This window comes from Nocardia grenadensis (assembly GCF_050942415.1).
GTDB lineage: Bacteria > Actinomycetota > Actinomycetes > Mycobacteriales > Mycobacteriaceae > Nocardia > Nocardia grenadensis.
Genome location: NZ_CP192054.1, coordinates 48,820 through 66,338 on the forward strand (window position 1 = coordinate 48,820; position 17,519 = coordinate 66,338).

The window sequence follows — 17,519 nt, forward strand, 5'->3', positions numbered from 1 at the left end:
GGAATTCATCTTCGATGCAGGTGAGCGTGGGTTCGGTGGATGCGGCGCGGCATCGGGAAAGGCTCGGATCCGATGGATCGCCGCTGTTCGGAGGGGCGATCCCGGGATCGATTCACCCCCGAAAGCTGCTTTACACTAGAAAACGCGCATATGTGGAGGAACGAATGAAGAAGCCCAGCTAGATCCGATTATTAGGGCAACCTTGGTTGGTTGGGTCCCGGACCTGGCTTATCGTTTGCTCTTACGCCGCACATACCCATGTCCGGCCGAAGGGCGTGCTCGGGCGACCACCGATCAGGCCGGCCTGGCGGGCGAAATCCCGCTCCCGGGTTCCGGACGCGTAAGCGTTTCGTTACCGGCGGGTACCTGCGCACAGCGACAGGTGGAAAAAACTTCAGACGTGACTGCACGCCGAACACCATCAGCGCGGCTGGTGTCGGCCAACGTACGAACGCAGTCCAAGCAGGGAGCGTTCGACAGTACCGGCGTTCGACAGGGCGTTCTCGCAAAGGCCGCACCACGTCGAGGTCGACTTTCTCGAAGGCAGAGGCATGACGCAACTACCTGGCCACAGGTCCCCCGGACCCATCGGGCTCTACGACCCGGCGAACGAACACGACGCCTGCGGTGTCGCCTTCGTCGGTGATATGCACGGCCGCCGCAGCCGTGACATCGTCGACAAGGCTATTACGGCCCTGTTGAATCTGGAGCACCGCGGTGCCGCGGGCGCCGAGCCGAACTCCGGTGACGGCGCGGGCATCCTCATCCAGGTACCCGACCGGTTCTTCCGGGCAGTCGTCGACTTCGACCTGCCGTCGGAGGGCTCCTACGCCACCGGCATCGCCTTCCTGCCGCAGGCCCGTCGCGAGGCCGCGCGCGCCTGCTACGGCGTGGAGAAGATCGTCAAGGAAGAGGGCCTGACGGTCCTGGGCTGGCGCGAAGTGCCGATCGACGAATCGTCGCTGGGCGCGCTGTCGCGCGATGCCATGCCGCTGTTCCGGCAGGTGTTCATCGGGTCACCCGCCGATTCGGCCGCGCCGCTGTCCGGGATGGACCTCGAACGGCGCGCCTACGTGGTACGCAAGCGGGTCGAGCACGAACTCGGTCGCGCGGGTGCCGGCGAGGGCTCGGTGGGCAAGGAGTCGGTGTACTTCCCGAGCCTGTCCGGCCAGACCTTCGTCTACAAGGGCATGTTCACCACCCCGCAGCTGCGGGCCTTCTACCTGGACCTGCAGGACGACCGGGTGGAGAGCGCCCTGGGTATCGTGCACTCCCGGTTCTCCACCAACACTTTCCCGTCCTGGCCGCTGGCCCACCCGTTCCGGCGGGTGGCGCACAACGGTGAGATCAACACCGTCGCCGGTAACGAGAACTGGATGCGGGCGCGTGAGGCGCTACTGCGTTCGGACATCTTCGGTAAGGATGCTGCCGGTAAGAACCGGCTGGACAAGATCTTCCCCGTCTGTACCCCGGGGGCCAGCGATACCGCTCGTTTCGACGAGGTCCTGGAGCTGCTGCACCTCGGCGGCCGCAGCCTGCCGCACGCGGTGCTGATGATGATTCCCGAGGCCTGGGAACGCAACGAGAACATGGACCCGGAGCGCCGGGCGTTCTACGAGTACCACTCGATGCTGATGGAGCCGTGGGACGGCCCGGCATCGGTGTGCTTCACCGACGGCACCGTCATCGGCGCCGTCCTGGACCGCAACGGTCTGCGTCCGAGCCGGATCTGGGTCACCGACGACGGTCTGGTGGTCATGGCCTCCGAGGTCGGTGTCCTCGATATCGACCAGTCCAAGGTCGTCCGCAAGATCCGCCTCCAGCCCGGCCGCATGTTCCTGGTCGACACCGCCCAGGGCCGGATCGTCGGCGACGACGAGATCAAGGCGAAGTTGGCCGCCGAACACCCCTACCGGGAATGGCTCGACGAGGGCATCAAGAACCTCTCCGACCTCCCGGACCGGCCGCATGTCCACATGTCGCACGATCGGGTGCTGATCCGCCAGCAGATCTTCGGATACACCAACGAGGAACTCGGGCTGCTGATCTCGCCGATGGCCAGGACCGGCGCCGAGGCGCTGGGTTCGATGGGTACCGATACGCCGATCGCGGTGCTGTCGGCGCGCCCGCGGCTGTTGTTCGACTACTTCTCCCAGCAGTTCGCGCAGGTCACCAACCCGCCGTTGGACGCCATCCGCGAAGAGGTCGTCACCAGCCTGCGCCGCCATATCGGCCCGGAGTCCGATCTGCTGCACCCGAGCCCGGAGTCCTGCCGGCAGATCGTGATCCAGCAGCCGATCATCGACAACGACGAACTGGCGAAGCTGGTCCACATCAACGACGACGGCAGCCAGCCCGGACTGCGCTCGGTGGTCGTGCGCGGCCTGTACGAGGTCGCGGCCGGGGGCGTTGGGCTGCGCCGGGCGCTGGACGCGATCAACACCCAGGTCTCGGCCGCCATCGGCGGTGGCGCCCGGATCATCGTGCTGTCCGACCGCGAATCCAACGAGAAGCTCGCGCCGATCCCGTCGCTGCTGCTGACCGCGTCGGTACACCACCATCTGGTCCGGGAACGCACCCGCACCATGGTCGGTCTGGTGGTCGAGGCCGGTGACGCCCGCGAGGTGCACCATATGGCGACGCTGGTCGGTTTCGGTGCCGCCGCGATCAACCCCTACATGGCCTTCGAGTCGATCGAGGACATGCTCGAGCGTGGTGCCCTGGAGATCCCCGGCAGTACCGGGGACCTGTCCGCCGACTACCGCAAGGCCGTCGCGAACTACAACAAGGCCGCCAGCAAGGGCGTGCTGAAAGTGATGTCCAAGATGGGCATCTCCACCGTCGCCTCCTACAACGGCGCGCAGTTGTTCCAGGTGATCGGTCTGTCGCAGGAACTGGTGGACGAGTACTTCACCGGTCTGCGCTCGCATCTGGACGGGATCGGCCTGGACGAGATCGCCACCGATGTGGCGACCCGGCACGCGGTCGCCTTCCTGGAGAACCGCAGCGAGCGCGCGCACCGAGAGCTCGAGGTGGGCGGTGAGTACCAGTGGCGGCGCGAGGGTGAATACCACCTCTTCAACCCGGACACCGTCTTCAAACTGCAGCACGCCACCCGCAGTGGTCAGTACTCGATCTTCAAGGAGTACACCAAGCTGGTCGACGACCAGTCCGAGCGGCTGGCCTCGTTGCGCGGCCTGTTCAAGTTCAAGAAGGGCGCGCGCTCCCCGATTCCGATCGAGGAGGTCGAGCCCGCCGGCGAGATCGTGAAGCGTTTCTCCACCGGCGCCATGAGCTACGGCTCCATCTCGGCCGAAGCGCACGAGACCCTGGCCATCGCCATGAACCGCCTCGGTGGCCGCTCCAACTCCGGTGAGGGCGGCGAATCGCCGGCCCGGTTCGAACCGGAGGACAACGGCGACTGGCGGCGCAGCGCGATCAAGCAGGTGGCCTCCGGCCGTTTCGGCGTGACCGCGCACTACCTGACCAACTGCACCGATATCCAGATCAAGATGGCCCAGGGCGCCAAGCCGGGCGAGGGCGGCCAGCTGCCCGCGCACAAGGTGTACCCGTGGGTCGCCGAGGTCCGCCACTCCACCCCGGGTGTCGGCCTGATCTCGCCGCCGCCGCATCACGACATCTACTCCATCGAGGATCTGGCCCAGCTGATCCACGACCTGAAGAACGCGAATCCGCAGGCGCGGATCCACGTGAAGCTGGTCGCCGAGCCCGGTGTCGGCACGGTCGCGGCGGGTGTGTCCAAGGCACACGCCGATGTGGTCCTCATCTCCGGCCACGACGGCGGGACCGGTGCCTCCCCGCTGACCTCGCTCAAGCACGCCGGCGGCCCCTGGGAGCTCGGCCTGGCCGAAACCCAGCAGACCCTGCTGCTCAACGGCCTGCGCGACCGGATCGTGGTGCAGGTCGACGGCCAGATGAAGACCGGCCGCGATGTGATGATCGCTGCCCTGCTGGGCGCCGAGGAGTACGGTTTCGCGACCGCGCCGCTGGTGGTCTCCGGCTGCATCATGATGCGGGTCTGCCATCTGGACACCTGCCCGGTGGGCGTGGCCACCCAGAACCCGGTGCTGCGCGAGCGGTTCACCGGTAAGGCGGAGTTCGTCGTGAACTTCTTCATGTACATCGCCGAGGAAGTCCGGGAACTGCTGGCGGAACTGGGTTTCCGTACGCTCGACGAGGCCATCGGCCGGGTCGATCTGCTCGATACCGCCAAGGCCAAGCGGCACTGGAAGGCGAGCAAACTGGATCTGTCGCCGATCCTCGACGATGTCGAGACGGCGTTCATGTTCCAGGACCGCCGCCGGACCAAGGACCAGGACCACGGCCTGGACAAGGCGCTGGACAACGAGCTGATCGCGCAGAGCCGCGACGCGCTCGAGTTCGGCAAACCGGTCCGGATCGATACCAAGATCACGAACGTGAACCGCACGGTCGGCACCATGCTCGGCCACGAGGTCACCAAGCTCTACGGTGGCGCCGGTCTACCCGACGACACCATCGACATCACTCTCACCGGCTCGGCCGGTAACAGCTTCGGTGCGTTCGTCCCCGCCGGTATCACCCTGCGAGTGCAGGGCGATGCGAACGACTATGTCGGCAAGGGTCTTTCGGGTGGCCACCTGGTCGTCCGCCCGGCGCCCAACGCTCCGGCCGATTTCCGGGCCGAGGAGAACATCATCGCCGGCAATGTGATCCTGTTCGGCGCGACCAGCGGCCAGGCGTTCATCGGCGGTGTGGTCGGCGAACGGTTCGCCGTGCGCAACTCCGGTGCCACCGCGGTGGTCGAGGGTGTCGGTGACCATGCCTGCGAGTACATGACCGGTGGCCGGGTGGTCATCCTCGGCGATACCGGACGCAATTTCGGTGCCGGTATGTCCGGTGGCCTGGCGTTCGTCTACGACCCCGACGGCACTTTCGCCGGCCGGCTCAACCCGGAACAGGCCGAAGCCGTCGAACCGCTGTCCGGTGACGATTTCACCTGGCTGCGCGACATCATCGGTCAGCACCGCGAGCAGACCGGCTCGGCGGTGGCCGAACGGATCCTGGGTGATTGGTCGCAGCAGGTCAACCACTTTGTGAAGGTCATGCCGCGCGAGTACAAGAAGGTGCTGCTCGCCATCTCCGAGGCCGAGAAGAGCGGTAAAGATGTCGATGAGGCGATCATGGAGGCCGCTCGTGGCTAGTAAGAAAATTCCGGCGGCGGCGTCGATGAGCCGCTGTGACTATTCGAGGCCGCTCGTGGCCGGTGAGAAAATTCCGCAGATGGCGTCGATGAGGCGCTGCGACTATTCGGGGGCCGCTCGTGGGTGACACCCAAGGATTTCTGAAGCACACGTCCCGGGAGCTACCCGAACGCCGTCCGGTGCCCTTGCGGCTGATGGACTGGAAAGAGGTCTACCAGGAGGGTTTCCCGCACCAGACCCTGCAGCGACAGGCCAGCCGCTGTATGGATTGCGGTATTCCGTTCTGCCACAACGGTTGTCCGCTGGGGAACCTGATCCCCGAATGGAACGACCTGGTCTACTCCGACCGTTGGCGTGAGGGTATCGACCGGCTGCACGCGACCAACAACTTCCCGGAGTTCACCGGGCGGCTGTGCCCGGCTCCGTGTGAGGCGTCCTGCGTGCTCGGGATCAACCAGGACCCGGTGACCATCAAGCAGGTCGAGGTCGAGATCATCGAGAACGCCTTCGACGAGGGCTGGGTCGCACCGGTCTACCCGACCCGGCTGACCGGTAAGAAGGTCGCCGTCGTGGGGTCCGGCCCCGCGGGGCTGGCCGCCGCGCAGCAGCTCACTCGCGCCGGTCACACCGTGACCGTGTTCGAGCGGGCCGACCGCATCGGCGGTCTGATGCGGTACGGCATCCCGGAATTCAAAATGGAGAAGCGGTTCATCGATCGCCGTCTGGCGCAGATGGAGGCCGAGGGCACCATCTTCAAAGCCGGTGTGAATGTCGGTGTCGATATCACCGCAGACGAGCTGCGCGAGCAGTTCGACGCGGTGGTCCTCGCCGGTGGCGCCACCCAGGCGCGTGACCTGCCCATTCCGGGCCGGGAACTCGACGGGATCCATCAGGCCATGGAATTCCTGCCGTGGGCCAACCGGGTCCAGCACGGTGATCCGGTGACCGACGACAAGGGTCTGCCGCCGATCCACGCGCACGGTAAGAAGGTCGTCATCATCGGCGGCGGTGACACCGGCGCCGACTGCCTGGGCACCTCGCACCGGCAGGGTGCGGCCAGCGTGCACCAGTTCGAGATCATGCCGCGGCCGCCGGAGGAGCGGGCGGGTTCCACCCCGTGGCCGACCTATCCGCTCATGTACCGGGTGTCCTCGGCGCACGAAGAGGGCGGCGAACGGGTGTTCTCGGTGAACACCGAACGTTTCGTCGGCGCGGATGGCAAGGTCACCGGGCTCGACGCGCACGAGGTCAAGATGGTCAACGGCCGGTTCGAGAAGGTCGAGGGCACCGATTTCACCCTCGAGGCGGATCTGGTGCTGCTGGCCATGGGTTTCGTCGGCCCGGACAAGCCGGGTCTGCTCACCGATCTCGGGGTCGGCTACGACCAGCGCGGCAATGTCCAGCGGGACAAGAACTGGGCCACCAATGTTCCCGGTGTCTTCGTGGCCGGCGATATGGGCCGCGGCCAGTCCCTGATCGTCTGGGCGATCGCCGAGGGCCGGGCCGCCGCGTCCGCGGTGGACCGGTATCTGGAAGGCGAGACGGCGTTGCCCGCGCCGATTCCGCCGACCGCCGTCGCCCAGCGCTGATCTCGGCACGGCGCCCCGGAACCGCTGTACCGGAGATGCTGCGACACAATTGAATACGTTACGGCGCGGTGTTCCCGGTTTTCTGCGGGACACCGCGCCGATGTATTTCGGGCGGTAACCGAATTCGACACGATGCATTTCCGGTGAAGTGTGGGCGATCGCTTGTCCCCGGTGGTCAGCGTGGGGTTGGGCTGGCGATACCAAGATCGTCGCTCTATTGTTATCTGCGGTGTGTCCCGGTACGAGATCGTGATCCGATCGTGTAATTGTGACGCGTGGTTGTTGTTCACCTGTTACACACATCGGTGTCATCGGCCGGGTTCAGCATCTTGGCGATGGCTTAACGGGAGCGTCCCGATCAGGGGCCAGGGTTGACTGGAGCAGAATGCAGTTCAAAAGGGTTGCCGCGGCGCTGAGTGCCTGTGCGGCGGTTGCGTCGGGATTGGTTTTCGGGGGATCGGTGGCATCGGCCGACCCCGGATGCCCGAGTCTGTACGTGGTGGCGATTCCCGGGACCTGGGAAACCGGCCACGACAAGCGCCCCACACCGGGCATGCTCGCCCGGGTGACCAACGGCCTACCGTCCTCGGCGAAGGTCGACTACGTCACCTACGCGGCAACCGCTTTTCCGTGGGAGGGCGATATCTACGCCGACTCCAAAAGGGAGGCCGTGACCAACGCGCGCGGCATGATCACGAATATGGTGCAGCGCTGCGGCGCGACCAAGGTCGCGCTGGTGGGTTACAGCCAGGGCGCCGACGCCGCCGGTGACCTCGCCGCCGAGATCGGTACCGGCCTCGGCCCGATCCGGCCGGAGAGTATCGCGGGAGTCGGGCTGATCTCCGATCCGCGGCGTTCGCCCGGTGATATCCAGGTCGGTCCGCCCGCGCCCGGCGCCGGTGCCGGTGGTCCCCGGGTCGGTGGGTTCGGCTGGGTCAGCGACCGTACCCGCACGGTGTGCATCCCCGACGATCTCTACTGCGCTACCGCGTCGGACGATTTCGTCACCCGGTTCGCCGGTTTCCTCGCGCAGAGCTCCGACGCGAACCCGGCCAATATCTGGCGTTATCAGCTGGAAGTAGGCGCCATCGTGAGCGATCTGCTCGCCAACGGCGGTCTGCCGACGCTGCAGGCCCAGCTGACCCGCGGCGCCAACGAGAAGCGGGTCAAGGATCTCGACACCTTCTACCGGTCCGAGTCGCATGTCGCCTACGGCAGCTACAAGGTCGGTGGCGGCCAGACCGCGCTGTCCTGGATGCACAACTGGATCGCCGGAATGGCCTGATCAGCCGGAGATATTACGGGGAAGCAATTCCCAGACGTGTCCGTTCTCGTTCACGGTCGCCGCGGTGCGGCGACCGGTGCGGGAGAACAGGATCCGAGTGATCGAGCAGTAGTCGATCGGGAAGGTCAGCGGCCGGGCCAGACCGAGAATGTCCTGCAGGGTGACATTGATGACGCCGCCATGCGCGAACGCCACCACGGTGTCGGCGGCGGGGGTGGTGGAGGCGATCTCGGTGATCGCGTCGTGCACCCGGTGCCGGAAGGCATCGGCATCGATCTGCGCCGGTAGGTATCCGGCCTTGATCCGGTCATAGGTGTCCCGGAACTCCACCTTGGCGTCCTCGATCGGGATATAGGACGGCAGGTCGCGATCGTATTCGGCCAGGTCGTCCATGATGTCCACGTCCAGGCCCAGCTTCGCGGCCGTCGGCGCGGCGGTTTCGCGGGCCCGGCGTTGCGGGCTGCTGATCACCCGGACGATGCGGTGGGGTTCCAGTGCGGCCGGTACCCGTTCGGCCTGCTCCGCGCCGATGGGCGCCAGGCCCGGGTCGGCTGCCTGCCCGGCATTGTCGACCCGGAGCGGTTGGCCATGGCGAACGAGTATCAATTGCACGCGTCCACTCTGCCGTATCGGCCCGGTGGGTCGGTAGCGAGGTGGTGTCCCGCCGGCTGAACGAGAACCGGGGGACCCGGCGGCGCCGAGCCGGACGAGATCGCCTGATCCGGACCACTCCCGGCCCGGCGCTCGCGTAGCGCAGCAGGGCCCGGTTCACCGTGATCACGGCGAACCGGGCCCTGCTGCGAGCGGATTACTGCCCCGTGGGCGGGTACGGTGGCTGGCCGCCCTGCGGGGGATTGGGGTAGTTCGGGTCGGCCGGGTAGCCGCCCTGCTGGGGGTAGCCACCTTGCGAGGGGTAGCCGCCCTGCTGGGGGTAGCCACCTTGCGAGGGGTAGCCGCCCTGCTGGGGGTAGCCACCTTGCGAGGGGTAGCCACCTTGCTGGGGGTAGCCGCCCTGCTGCGGATAGCCACCTTGCGGGGGGTAACCACCCTGCTGCGGGTAGCCCCCCTGCTGGGGGTATCCCTGCGGGGGCCGGCCGGGCTGGGGGAACTGGCCCGAGGGGTTGTTGTCGTTCTTCTTCTTACGGGCCAGCAGAATGACGCCGACGATGATCGCCACCACGAGTACACAGCAGATCAGGCCGAACAGACCGAAGCCGCCGCCCTTGCCCTTGCTCCGCTTGCGGGCGCTCAGCTCGACCGCGGACGTCAGCGTATCGGTGTCGGCCCAAGCCGAATAGTCCAGCTGGCCGGCGTGGGTGAGCAGGTCCACGTAACTCAAATCGAACCCCGTTCAGAAGGTAGGCCCCTCCTCCCAGGGCCGAAGTCCACTACACCGTACTTCCCCGGGTGACGGGCCGGAAACATTCCGGCCCGATCAGTGCGGGGAAGTGCCTGATCATCGCGGCCGGACCAACGGGAAAGGCTGGGTCTCCCGGAGCGCGCGCCCGGTCAGCATCATGATCACTCGGTCCACACCGAGACCCAGACCGCCTGTCGGTGGCATGGCGTGTTCCAACGCGCACAGGAACTCCTCGTCGAGCTCCATGGCCGCCTGCCCGCCGTCGGCGGCGATGCGGGACTGGGCGGCGAGCCGGCGCCGCTGCTCCACCGGATCGGTGAGTTCGCTGCACCCGGATGCCAGTTCGATACCCCACGCCACCAGGTCCCAGCGTTCGGCCAGTGCCGGGTCGCGGCGGGCCGGGCGAGCCAACGGCGACATCGAGCTCGGAAAGTCGGTGTAGAAGGTCGGTTCTCGGGTCGCCTCCACCACCAGCCGCTCGTAGAGGGCGTAAACCGTCCGGCCCTCGTCCCAGCCGGGTTGCGCGACGATATCGGCCTTCTCGCACAGTTCCCGCAGGTCCGGTAGAGCAGTGCGGGGCGTGATATCGACACCGACCTCCGCCGACAGTGCCTCGTATATCGACCGCACCCGCCATTCACCGGAGATATCCACCGCGTGCAGCGAGCCGTCCGGGGTCGGCCGCATGGCGATCACCGAATCATTGGCGGCCAGCGCCGCCTGCTGCACCAGCTGCCGGCACAGTGTCATCATGCGCCGATGATCACTGTGCGCTTCGTAAGCCTCCAGCACAGTGTATTCGGGCAGGTGGCGGGCATCGGCGCGAGTGTTGCGGAAACCCGCACCCAGTTCGAACAGTTTCTCGACGCCGCCGACACACAACCGTTTCAGCGCCGGCTCCGGAGCGGCCCGCAGATGCAGATCGGTGTTGTCGGCATCGATATGGGTGCGCAGACTGCGGGCGGCCGCGCCGCCGGGGCTGTGCTGCAGTACCGGTGTGGTGACCTCCAGGAACCCGCAGTCGTGCAGGGCGTCGCGCAGGGTCCGCAGCACCGCACTGCGCCGGGCCAGCAGTTCGCGCGCTTCCCGGTCGATCATCAGATCCAGGTAACCGCGCCGCAGCCGGACCTCCGGATCGCTGAGGCCACGCCATTTGTCGGGGAGCGGATGCAGGCATTTGCCGAGCAGCCGCCAATCCGCCACCAGCAGGGACAGTTCCCCGCGCCGGCTGTATCCCAGCTGACCGCTGACCGACACCAGATCGCCCAGGTCGACGAGTTCACCGAATTCGTCGAGGCGTTGCCGGCCGAGCCGGTCGCGGTCGAGCAGCAGTTGGATATCGCTGGTCCAGTCCCGGACCACCCCGAAGATCACGCCGCCGTAGTCGCGCCGGCGCAGCAGACGCCCCGAGATGCGGACCGTCGTCCCACGCGGTGTCCGGCGGGCGGCCGCGATCGTATGCGTCGGCGGGAACGGCAGGGGATAGGGGTCGACGTTCGCGGCGGCGAGCCGGTCCAGCTTCTCGATCCGTACCCGGACTTGTTCGGGACGGTGCGCGGTGATCGGCTCCGGTTCGATCTCCGCCGGTCCGGTATTCGCGCCGGCGCCGGCAGGGGCCGGATGTTCCGGCGCGGCACGGTGCCGCCCGGTATGGGTGAAGGTCGTGGATCGTCCGTCCGCCCGTGGCAGCAGGCCTTCGGCCCGCGCCGCGGCGACGGCGATCAGTGCCAGGTCGCGCGCGGAGTCGCACAGGACATAGCGGGGATCCCAGCGCGGCTGGTACCGCATACTCGCGCGATGCAACTGGGCCAGCTGCCACCAGCGCGAGAACGCGAGCGGCAGGGCGCGGGCACCGCGCACGAAACCGGCCGCGGTGTGCAGGGCGGCCAATGGTCTCCGGTAGGTCGCCGGAACGTATTCGCGTGCCGCCGCCTCGAACACCGACCGGAACAGGGTGAAACTCAGCGAAACCTGGTGGATGCCGTGCTGTTCGGCGCGCAGCGCGAATTCCGCGATCAGCAGGTCGGTCGTCTCCGTGGGGCTGCCGGGTGCCCGGCGCAGTAATTCCAGTGTGGCGCCGGTCTTTCCCCAGGGCACCAGGGACAGCATCCCCAGCACCCGGTCGTCGGCGTCGACGGCCTCCACCAGCAGGCAGTCGCCGTCGCGGCGGTCGCCGAGGCGGCCCAGGGGGAGCGGGTACCCTCGTTCGGTCTCGCTGTGCCGCCACTCCTCGGCGCGTACCGTGAGCCGGGCGAGTTCGGCGGTACCGATATCGCGATGCCGGCGGATCCGAACTGTCGCACCCGCTTTGCGGAGCCGGGTGACCGACTGCCGGACCGGCGCGAGTTCCGGGGCGGCCAGAGAGAAGCTGCGGGTGTCGAGTACGGCCTCCGCGCCGGCGGTCACCGCGGTGAGCCCGGCACGCTGGTAGACCGGTACAGCGGATTCGCTCGCTCCGATCACCGCGACCCGCCAGCCGAAATCGCGAGCGTGGCGTCGCCAGGTCTCGATCGCCTGCGGCCAGGAGTCACGTGCGCCGATCGGATCGCCCAGGGCCAGGCAGACCCCGTACTCCACGCGATAGCCGATGGCCGCCCTCCCGTTGGGGGTGAAGATCAGGGCCCGGTCCCTCCGGGTCGCGAAGTAGTCGATCGAGCCGGAGGGGTCCGTGCCCGCCAGCAGCTCGCGCAGCGCCGACTCGTCGGCATCGGTGAGCGCGTACTCCGTGCGTTGGGTGCGGTGCAGGACCAGGGCGCTCGCCGCGACCGCCAGGGCGCCGAAGAGCCCGACCAGGAACTGGGCCGGGAAAGGCGGTACGCCGGAGGTCTCCGGTGCGCCGGGTATCAGATGCGCGGTGAGTTCGGTGACCACCCAGAGCGCACGCTGCGCGATGGACGGCAGCGACCCGGGAAGGGTCTGGACCACAGCCCAACCGGTGACGGCCGCCATCAGCAGGCCGGCGGCCAGGGTCAGCGCGGCCGGGCGCAGCGCGCAGCGGCGGATCCGGGCGCCGAACTCCGCGCGGCTCAGGACCAGTACCGCCAGCGTGGCCACGTGGATGAGCGCGGCCACCGCGGCATGCCGGTCGTGTGCGCGCGCGATATCGACCAGATTCGCCGGGACCCGGCTCGCCAGGTAGAGCACCAGTACCCACCAGGCCACCCGTTTGCGCCCGGCCAGTCCGAGCGTCAGCAAGCCGAGCAGCCCGGCCCACAGCAGGTTCGTATCGGGTGCGTACAGGTAGTAGCGGTCCAGGTAGTGGCGGGCGGCGGTGAGCGCCCCCGAGAGTGCCGGGGAAAGGCTCCACAGCAGGCAGACAGCCGCGAGAACACCCGACACCAGCGTGGTGACACGCGGTATCTCCGCGAACCGTCCGGGCGTGCCGGATGGGCCGGGTGGTGCGGGGTGTCGCTGTTCCTGCGTGGATATCACGGGTCCAGTCTGCCGCCCGGAATCACTGAATCATGGCTGTGGTCCGGCGTGTTTGTGGTATGTCGGGCCGGAAACGCATGTATTCCCCTGTGCGGGGGCACGGTTGGCCGATATGGGAAACCGGGCCCCGGGCGTGGCGCGCGAAGGCGCCGTGAAATGCCGGAAATGTCTTATTGTTACGCGCCCGGAGCGGTCCGCGAGCCGAGTGTCCGGGGCCGGTAGGAAAGCGTCGTGACCGGGAGAGTAAGCATGAACCTATGTCGGATCCCATCGATGTGCCGATCGACGACGGCGCCATACGACTCGGGCAATTCCTGAAGCTGGCCAACTTGATCGAATCCGGGTCGGAGGCCAAAACCGTTATCGCGGCCGGTCTGGTACGCGTGAACGACGAGGTCGAATTGCGCCGCGGACGGCAGCTGCAGGTCGGTGACGTGGTCGCCATCGCCGGTCACGCCGCCAGGGTGAGCGGCGGATAACACCCGGCCCCGGCCCTCGCCGGAACCGGTCCGCGACGATCAGGACTCGGCGCGGACCACGATGCCGTCGTGGTCGCTGTAGAGCATCTCGCCGGGATTGAAGGTGACGCCGCCGAACTCCACCGGGACGTTCTTCTCGCCGCTACCGGTCTGGGTGCTCTTGCGCGGGTTGGTGCCCAGGGCCTTCACGCCGATACCCAGGGTGCGCAGAATCGCGGAATCGCGGACCGCGCCGTTCACCACCACCCCGGCCCAGCCGTTGTCGACCCCGCGGCCGGCGATGATATCGCCGACCAGGGCGGTGTGGATGCTCGCGCCGCCGTCGACGACCAGGACCTGCCCGGCACCGGGCTCCCCGAGTGTCTGTTTGACCAGCAGATTGTCCTGGAAGCAGCGGATCGTGGTGATCCGGCCGGAGAAGACCTGGTGGCCGCCGAACTGGATGAACTGGGTGTCACAACTGCGGATATCGGGCCCGATCTCGTCGGCGAGATCCGCGGTGGCCACCTGCTGCTCTGATTCGGTCACGGTCCCGATTGTGCCGGGTGTGTCCCGGCGGCGCCCATCAACCCCCGTGCCCGAACCTCGTCGTCCGCGGCCTCGCGGTGCTGACGGCGATAACGCAGGTTGTAGATCTCACGATCGCAGTCCTTGCATTTCTCGTGGTCGACCAGGTCCGGGTCCAACCCGTGCTGGACCAATCGGAACCGCCGCCAGACATAGGTCAGGGCGATCGTGAAGATAATCAGCGGAACGATCATCATGACGATCAGGCCCAGCTTGAGGGTCATGGGTCCCGGGAACAGCAGGATCAGCACGAAGAAAGGGACGATCGGGCCGACGAATCGGACCAGGTAGCGCTCCATGGCGCCATGGCCGACGACGTCCTGAACCACCCACGGGTGCAGCTCCGCGGGCAGTTCGCCGCCCAGATCGTAGGCGATCCGTTGCTTGAAGGTCGGCTTGTCCATAGCTCCAGGCTATGCTTGTGTGAAATCGCTCACCAGGGGTAATTCGGGCTTCGCTCAGCCCCGGCCGTGCCGTTGCTCGTAGGCTGCGCGTTCGATCTCCGCCCGGCGGCGGACGTCGGCGTCGGCAAGCGCCGGGTCCAGTCCGTGCTTGACCAGCCGATTGCGCCGGAAGACATAGGTCAGCGCCACGGTGAAATAGATCAGCGGTAGCAAGAGCAGCAGCATCATCGACGCGCCGATCCACAGCGGGCCGGGGACCAGCAGGAACAGCAGCAGCACCAGCCCCAGCGGTACCAGCATCCGCACCAGGTAGCGGCGGGTCGCGCCCGGGCCGGTGAGATCGTTCAGCACCCAGTCGGCGTATTCGGCGGGCAGAGTGCGACCGCAGATGTACCCGATCCGCTGGACGAGATTCGGAGTCGGGACACCGGCAGCCATGCTGCCAGGCTATCCCGTGATGGCCAGGGACGCCGCCAGCCCGAACACCACCGCCATCACCGAAACCTCCAGCACCGCGCGCCGCAGCGAGCCCGCCGCCGGTATCTGATGCCGGGCCGCCGCGACCACCCAACTCCGCCGCCACCACCAGCCCAGCGCCAACAGGACCGCCAGCAGCACGGTCTTGGCGAGCATGATCCGCCCGTAGCCGGTGGTGAAGAACGGCGCGATACCCCCGACGCGCACCAGACCGTTGATCACACCGGTCAGCGCCACCGCGGCGATCATGGGCAACGCGACCGCCGAGTACCTCGGCAGCGCGTCGGCCCACCCGCGGCGTCCACGCACCACCAGGGCCAGTGCCAGCAGCAGGCCCAGCCAGGTCGAGGCCGCCAGGGCGTGTACCCCGGCCAGTACCGACCCGGCCGGTTGCTGCGACATATGTCCCGTGATCGGCCGGAGCGTCACGCTGACGGCGGCGAACACCAGCACCAGGTCCGGCGAACCCTGCCCGGGGCGCCGGAAGACGATCGCGGCGTACACCGCGATCGCCGCGGTGGCCAGCAGGATGGCCAGGCCGATCTGACCGGCGCTGATCCGTGCCAGATAGGTGCCGAAATCGGCCGGGCTCAGCGCCGTCACCCCGGAGCCGGCCACCTCGCCCGCGGCGAAAACCAGGGTGGCGAACTCCAGGCAGCACCACAGACCGGCCAATACCGCCACCATCCGCCAAGGCAGGTCGAGCCGGTCCGCCAGCCGGGGCAGCACGGCCAGGCCGAGCACCGTCGCACCCGCGATATCGGCGCCGAATCGTACGGCCGATGCCGCCGGAACCCCGCCGAGTGCCCAGGCCAGCAGCACGCCGAGCAGACCCGCCGGTATCACGAGTCCGAGCGCGAACCGGTCGTCGGTCCCGCTCGGAACACCGTTTCTCACCGCTGGTTCTTGCCCTTGCCCAGGTTCGAGCCGAACAGCGCGAAGGCGAGACCGCCACCGAACAGGACGATCACACCCACGATGTACACCCAGACCGGAATGCCACCGCCCGCGCCGTCACTCGCACCGCCGGCGTTCGCGGCCGGGCCCGGGGTGCCGTTACCCTGCTTGCTCAGGGTGAAGGCGCGCTCTCCGTTGACCACGTGACCGTCGGCCGACGTGACCCTGAAGGCCATCCGGTAAACGCCTGCCGGACCGAGCTCACCGACCTCGACGCTGAGATCCCGGCCGTCGACGACGGGCTCGCCCTTGGACCACAGGTTGCCGTCCGGCCCCACGACGGTCATGGCCGGGAAGTCGGGCTGCAGTGGTTCGTTGAAGGTGATGGTGGCGCGCTGGGGCCCCACCTCGACGGTCGCGCCGTCCGCGGGGTCGCTGCCCACCACCGCGGAATGGGCTGCGGCCGGGCCGGCCAGCGCGCCCAGAGTCACCATGAGCAGGGTGGCGACCACTGCGAAGCGCCGGCCCCACCGGGTCGTGCGGTGGTTCATCGCCGGCTCCGGACCACCGCGCCGACTCCGGCGCCCAGCGCCAGTGCGCCCAGTGCCAGTCCCAGACCGCCCAGCCAGCGGGCGGTGGTGTCGCCACTGTCGTCGGCGGGCGCGGCGGCTGCCTCGTCACCGTGATCGCCGTGTTCGGCTTCGGCGCCGGTCAGGGTCAGGACAGGCGAGGGGTGTTCGACCGAATCGTGGTCGCCGGTCTCGTTCCAGCGCACGACGGTGCCGTCGCTGTAGGTCTGTTCCGCCGGGAAGGCGACCGACTCCGAGTCCGGGAACGGTCCGAGCGATACCGCGAAGCGCTGGAATTCGCCCGGCCGGATACCGGGGGATCCCGGATTCGCCGTCCAGGTGACGGCGGTGACCTGGTCTTTGTCGTTACGGTCGATTTTCGCGGCCCAGCCGGGCACCGGTTCGGTGCGCGCGGTGGAGAACCCGGGCACGGTGATCCGCACCGATGTGGTGGCGGCGGTATCCGACTCGGTCGGGACGCTGAAGGTGGCGACCGCGCCGTGACCGGGTGCGGCGTCCGGTGCGGAAACGCTCACGTGCGCGGCGGCGGTACCGGCCGCGGCCAGTACAAAGCCTGCGGCGAAGGTCGCGGTCAGACCGCGGCGCAGGACAGGGGAGATCCCGTGGGACATGTGTTGGAAGCTTTCTCTCCGAGGGAAGGGGTGGCGGGGTCGGTTCGCGCGGGCGGTGCGCGTGGACCCGGCGTTCCTTTCGGAGAGCGATGGGCCGTGACCGTGGTGGTCGCGGTGATACGGACCCGCGGCGGGCCCGGGGTGGGGCATGGTGGTTCGAGCAGCGCGCGCAGGACCGAGGATGCGCACCGGTAGAGCCGCTCGGCCGCGGTGATGGCCAGTGCGCAGAGCGCGACGGCGAACAGGTGGAAGGCGGCCATCCCCACCCCCGACACAGTCGCGGGGGCCGTCTCGACGGAGGTGCCGTGATGGCCGGTGCGGCCGGTCAGCGCCCAGTGCCCGGCGAACTGCCCGGCCGCGAGAGCGATCAGCGTGTTCCGGCCCGGTCCGGCCCGCGACCGCCCCGATACGCCGATGACCGAACCGGCGGCCGCCCCGGTCATCAGAGCCGTCAGCAGGAGTAACGCCGCTCCGGCGGACGTCGGATATCCGCCACCCGCGATGCCGTGGGCGGCTACGGCCAGGATTCCGGTGGTCGCGCCCACCACGCAGCCCCGCAGCGGTGCGGGAGACGGGTACGTGGGCATCGCGGACTTTCGGATTCGGCCGACCTGACCGGGCCCG

General features: G+C 68.0%; 14 protein-coding genes. 4 read left to right on the plus strand and 10 right to left on the minus strand.

The window, feature by feature from the left end; translation table 11 throughout:
* The first annotated feature begins 551 nt into the window (after positions 1 to 551).
* From gltB to ACQPYS_RS00235, 3 genes are all read left to right on the plus strand, one after another.
* Complete coding sequence (gene gltB, locus ACQPYS_RS00225; protein ID WP_063040461.1) at positions 552 to 5,204, plus strand: glutamate synthase large subunit; 4,653 nt, start codon at positions 552 to 554, stop codon at positions 5,202 to 5,204.
* A 119-nt stretch (positions 5,205 to 5,323) separates the two neighbouring features.
* Positions 5,324 to 6,793 carry a glutamate synthase subunit beta gene (locus ACQPYS_RS00230; RefSeq protein WP_063040463.1) on the plus strand — a complete coding sequence of 490 codons (1,470 nt, stop codon included), beginning with the start codon at positions 5,324 to 5,326 and terminating at the stop codon, positions 6,791 to 6,793.
* A 385-nt stretch (positions 6,794 to 7,178) separates the two neighbouring features.
* Complete coding sequence (locus tag ACQPYS_RS00235) at positions 7,179 to 8,078, plus strand: cutinase family protein (protein ID WP_433491394.1); 900 nt, start codon at positions 7,179 to 7,181, stop codon at positions 8,076 to 8,078.
* Here ACQPYS_RS00235 and ACQPYS_RS00240 read toward each other — a convergent pair whose 3' ends face one another.
* From ACQPYS_RS00240 to lysX, 3 genes are all read right to left on the minus strand, one after another.
* Positions 8,079 to 8,690, minus strand: coding sequence for a histidine phosphatase family protein (locus ACQPYS_RS00240; protein WP_433491395.1), 612 nt, complete (start codon positions 8,688 to 8,690; stop codon positions 8,079 to 8,081).
* A 196-nt stretch (positions 8,691 to 8,886) separates the two neighbouring features.
* Complete coding sequence (locus tag ACQPYS_RS00245; RefSeq protein WP_433491396.1) at positions 8,887 to 9,417, minus strand: hypothetical protein; 531 nt, start codon at positions 9,415 to 9,417, stop codon at positions 8,887 to 8,889.
* Between the two features lie 117 nt (positions 9,418 to 9,534).
* The gene (gene lysX / locus ACQPYS_RS00250) at positions 9,535 to 12,870 is read right to left on the minus strand and encodes a bifunctional lysylphosphatidylglycerol synthetase/lysine--tRNA ligase LysX (RefSeq protein WP_433491397.1); all 3,336 of its coding nucleotides are present in this window, start codon (positions 12,868 to 12,870) and stop codon (positions 9,535 to 9,537) included.
* 257 nt (positions 12,871 to 13,127) lie between these two features.
* On the opposite strand from lysX, the gene ACQPYS_RS00255 reads away from it, so the two are divergent.
* Positions 13,128 to 13,349, plus strand: coding sequence for an RNA-binding S4 domain-containing protein (locus tag ACQPYS_RS00255; protein WP_063040485.1), 222 nt, complete (start codon positions 13,128 to 13,130; stop codon positions 13,347 to 13,349).
* Between the two features lie 39 nt (positions 13,350 to 13,388).
* Here ACQPYS_RS00255 and rraA read toward each other — a convergent pair whose 3' ends face one another.
* Genes rraA through ACQPYS_RS00290 form a run of 7 tightly spaced genes read right to left on the minus strand, consistent with a single transcriptional unit; the run spans position 13,389 to position 17,482 of the window.
* Positions 13,389 to 13,877 carry a ribonuclease E activity regulator RraA gene (gene rraA / locus ACQPYS_RS00260; protein ID WP_063040487.1) on the minus strand — a complete coding sequence of 163 codons (489 nt, stop codon included), beginning with the start codon at positions 13,875 to 13,877 and terminating at the stop codon, positions 13,389 to 13,391.
* On the minus strand, positions 13,874 to 14,320 hold the full coding sequence (locus ACQPYS_RS00265; RefSeq protein ID WP_169811957.1) for a DUF5313 family protein: 447 nt from the start codon (positions 14,318 to 14,320) through the stop codon (positions 13,874 to 13,876). Before ACQPYS_RS00265 ends, rraA begins: the two co-directional genes overlap by 4 nt.
* A 54-nt stretch (positions 14,321 to 14,374) precedes the next feature.
* The gene (locus ACQPYS_RS00270) at positions 14,375 to 14,758 is read right to left on the minus strand and encodes a DUF5313 family protein (protein ID WP_433491398.1); all 384 of its coding nucleotides are present in this window, start codon (positions 14,756 to 14,758) and stop codon (positions 14,375 to 14,377) included.
* Positions 14,759 to 14,767: 9 nt separating this feature from the next.
* A complete protein-coding gene (locus tag ACQPYS_RS00275) occupies positions 14,768 to 15,694 on the minus strand; it encodes a CopD family protein (protein ID WP_063040490.1) in 927 nt (308 codons plus the stop codon).
* A complete protein-coding gene (locus tag ACQPYS_RS00280; RefSeq protein WP_433491399.1) occupies positions 15,691 to 16,245 on the minus strand; it encodes a copper resistance CopC family protein in 555 nt (184 codons plus the stop codon). The genes ACQPYS_RS00275 and ACQPYS_RS00280 overlap by 4 nt, the downstream gene beginning before the upstream one ends.
* Entirely contained in the window at positions 16,242 to 16,895 is a 654-nt protein-coding gene (locus tag ACQPYS_RS00285; protein ID WP_433491400.1) for a YcnI family copper-binding membrane protein, read from the minus strand. Before ACQPYS_RS00285 ends, ACQPYS_RS00280 begins: the two co-directional genes overlap by 4 nt.
* A complete protein-coding gene (locus ACQPYS_RS00290; protein ID WP_433491401.1) occupies positions 16,856 to 17,482 on the minus strand; it encodes a hypothetical protein in 627 nt (208 codons plus the stop codon). Before ACQPYS_RS00290 ends, ACQPYS_RS00285 begins: the two co-directional genes overlap by 40 nt.
* Between the last annotated feature and the right edge of the window lie 37 nt (positions 17,483 to 17,519).

What these genes read in the sequence shown, in the direction of transcription:
- ACQPYS_RS00280 (WP_433491399.1), bottom strand. Translation starts at nt 16,245, where the DNA reads ATGAACCACCGCACGACCCGGTGGGGCCGGCGCTTCGCAGTGGTCGCC.
- ACQPYS_RS00270 (WP_433491398.1), bottom strand. Translation starts at nt 14,758, where the DNA reads ATGGCTGCCGGTGTCCCGACTCCGAATCTCGTCCAGCGGATCGGGTAC.
- ACQPYS_RS00255 (WP_063040485.1), top strand. Translation starts at nt 13,128, where the DNA reads ATGTCGGATCCCATCGATGTGCCGATCGACGACGGCGCCATACGACTC.
- ACQPYS_RS00265 (WP_169811957.1), bottom strand. Translation starts at nt 14,320, where the DNA reads ATGGACAAGCCGACCTTCAAGCAACGGATCGCCTACGATCTGGGCGGC.
- gltB (WP_063040461.1), top strand. Translation starts at nt 552, where the DNA reads ATGACGCAACTACCTGGCCACAGGTCCCCCGGACCCATCGGGCTCTAC.
- ACQPYS_RS00290 (WP_433491401.1), bottom strand. Translation starts at nt 17,482, where the DNA reads ATGCCCACGTACCCGTCTCCCGCACCGCTGCGGGGCTGCGTGGTGGGC.
- ACQPYS_RS00285 (WP_433491400.1), bottom strand. Translation starts at nt 16,895, where the DNA reads ATGTCCCACGGGATCTCCCCTGTCCTGCGCCGCGGTCTGACCGCGACC.
- ACQPYS_RS00235 (WP_433491394.1), top strand. Translation starts at nt 7,179, where the DNA reads ATGCAGTTCAAAAGGGTTGCCGCGGCGCTGAGTGCCTGTGCGGCGGTT.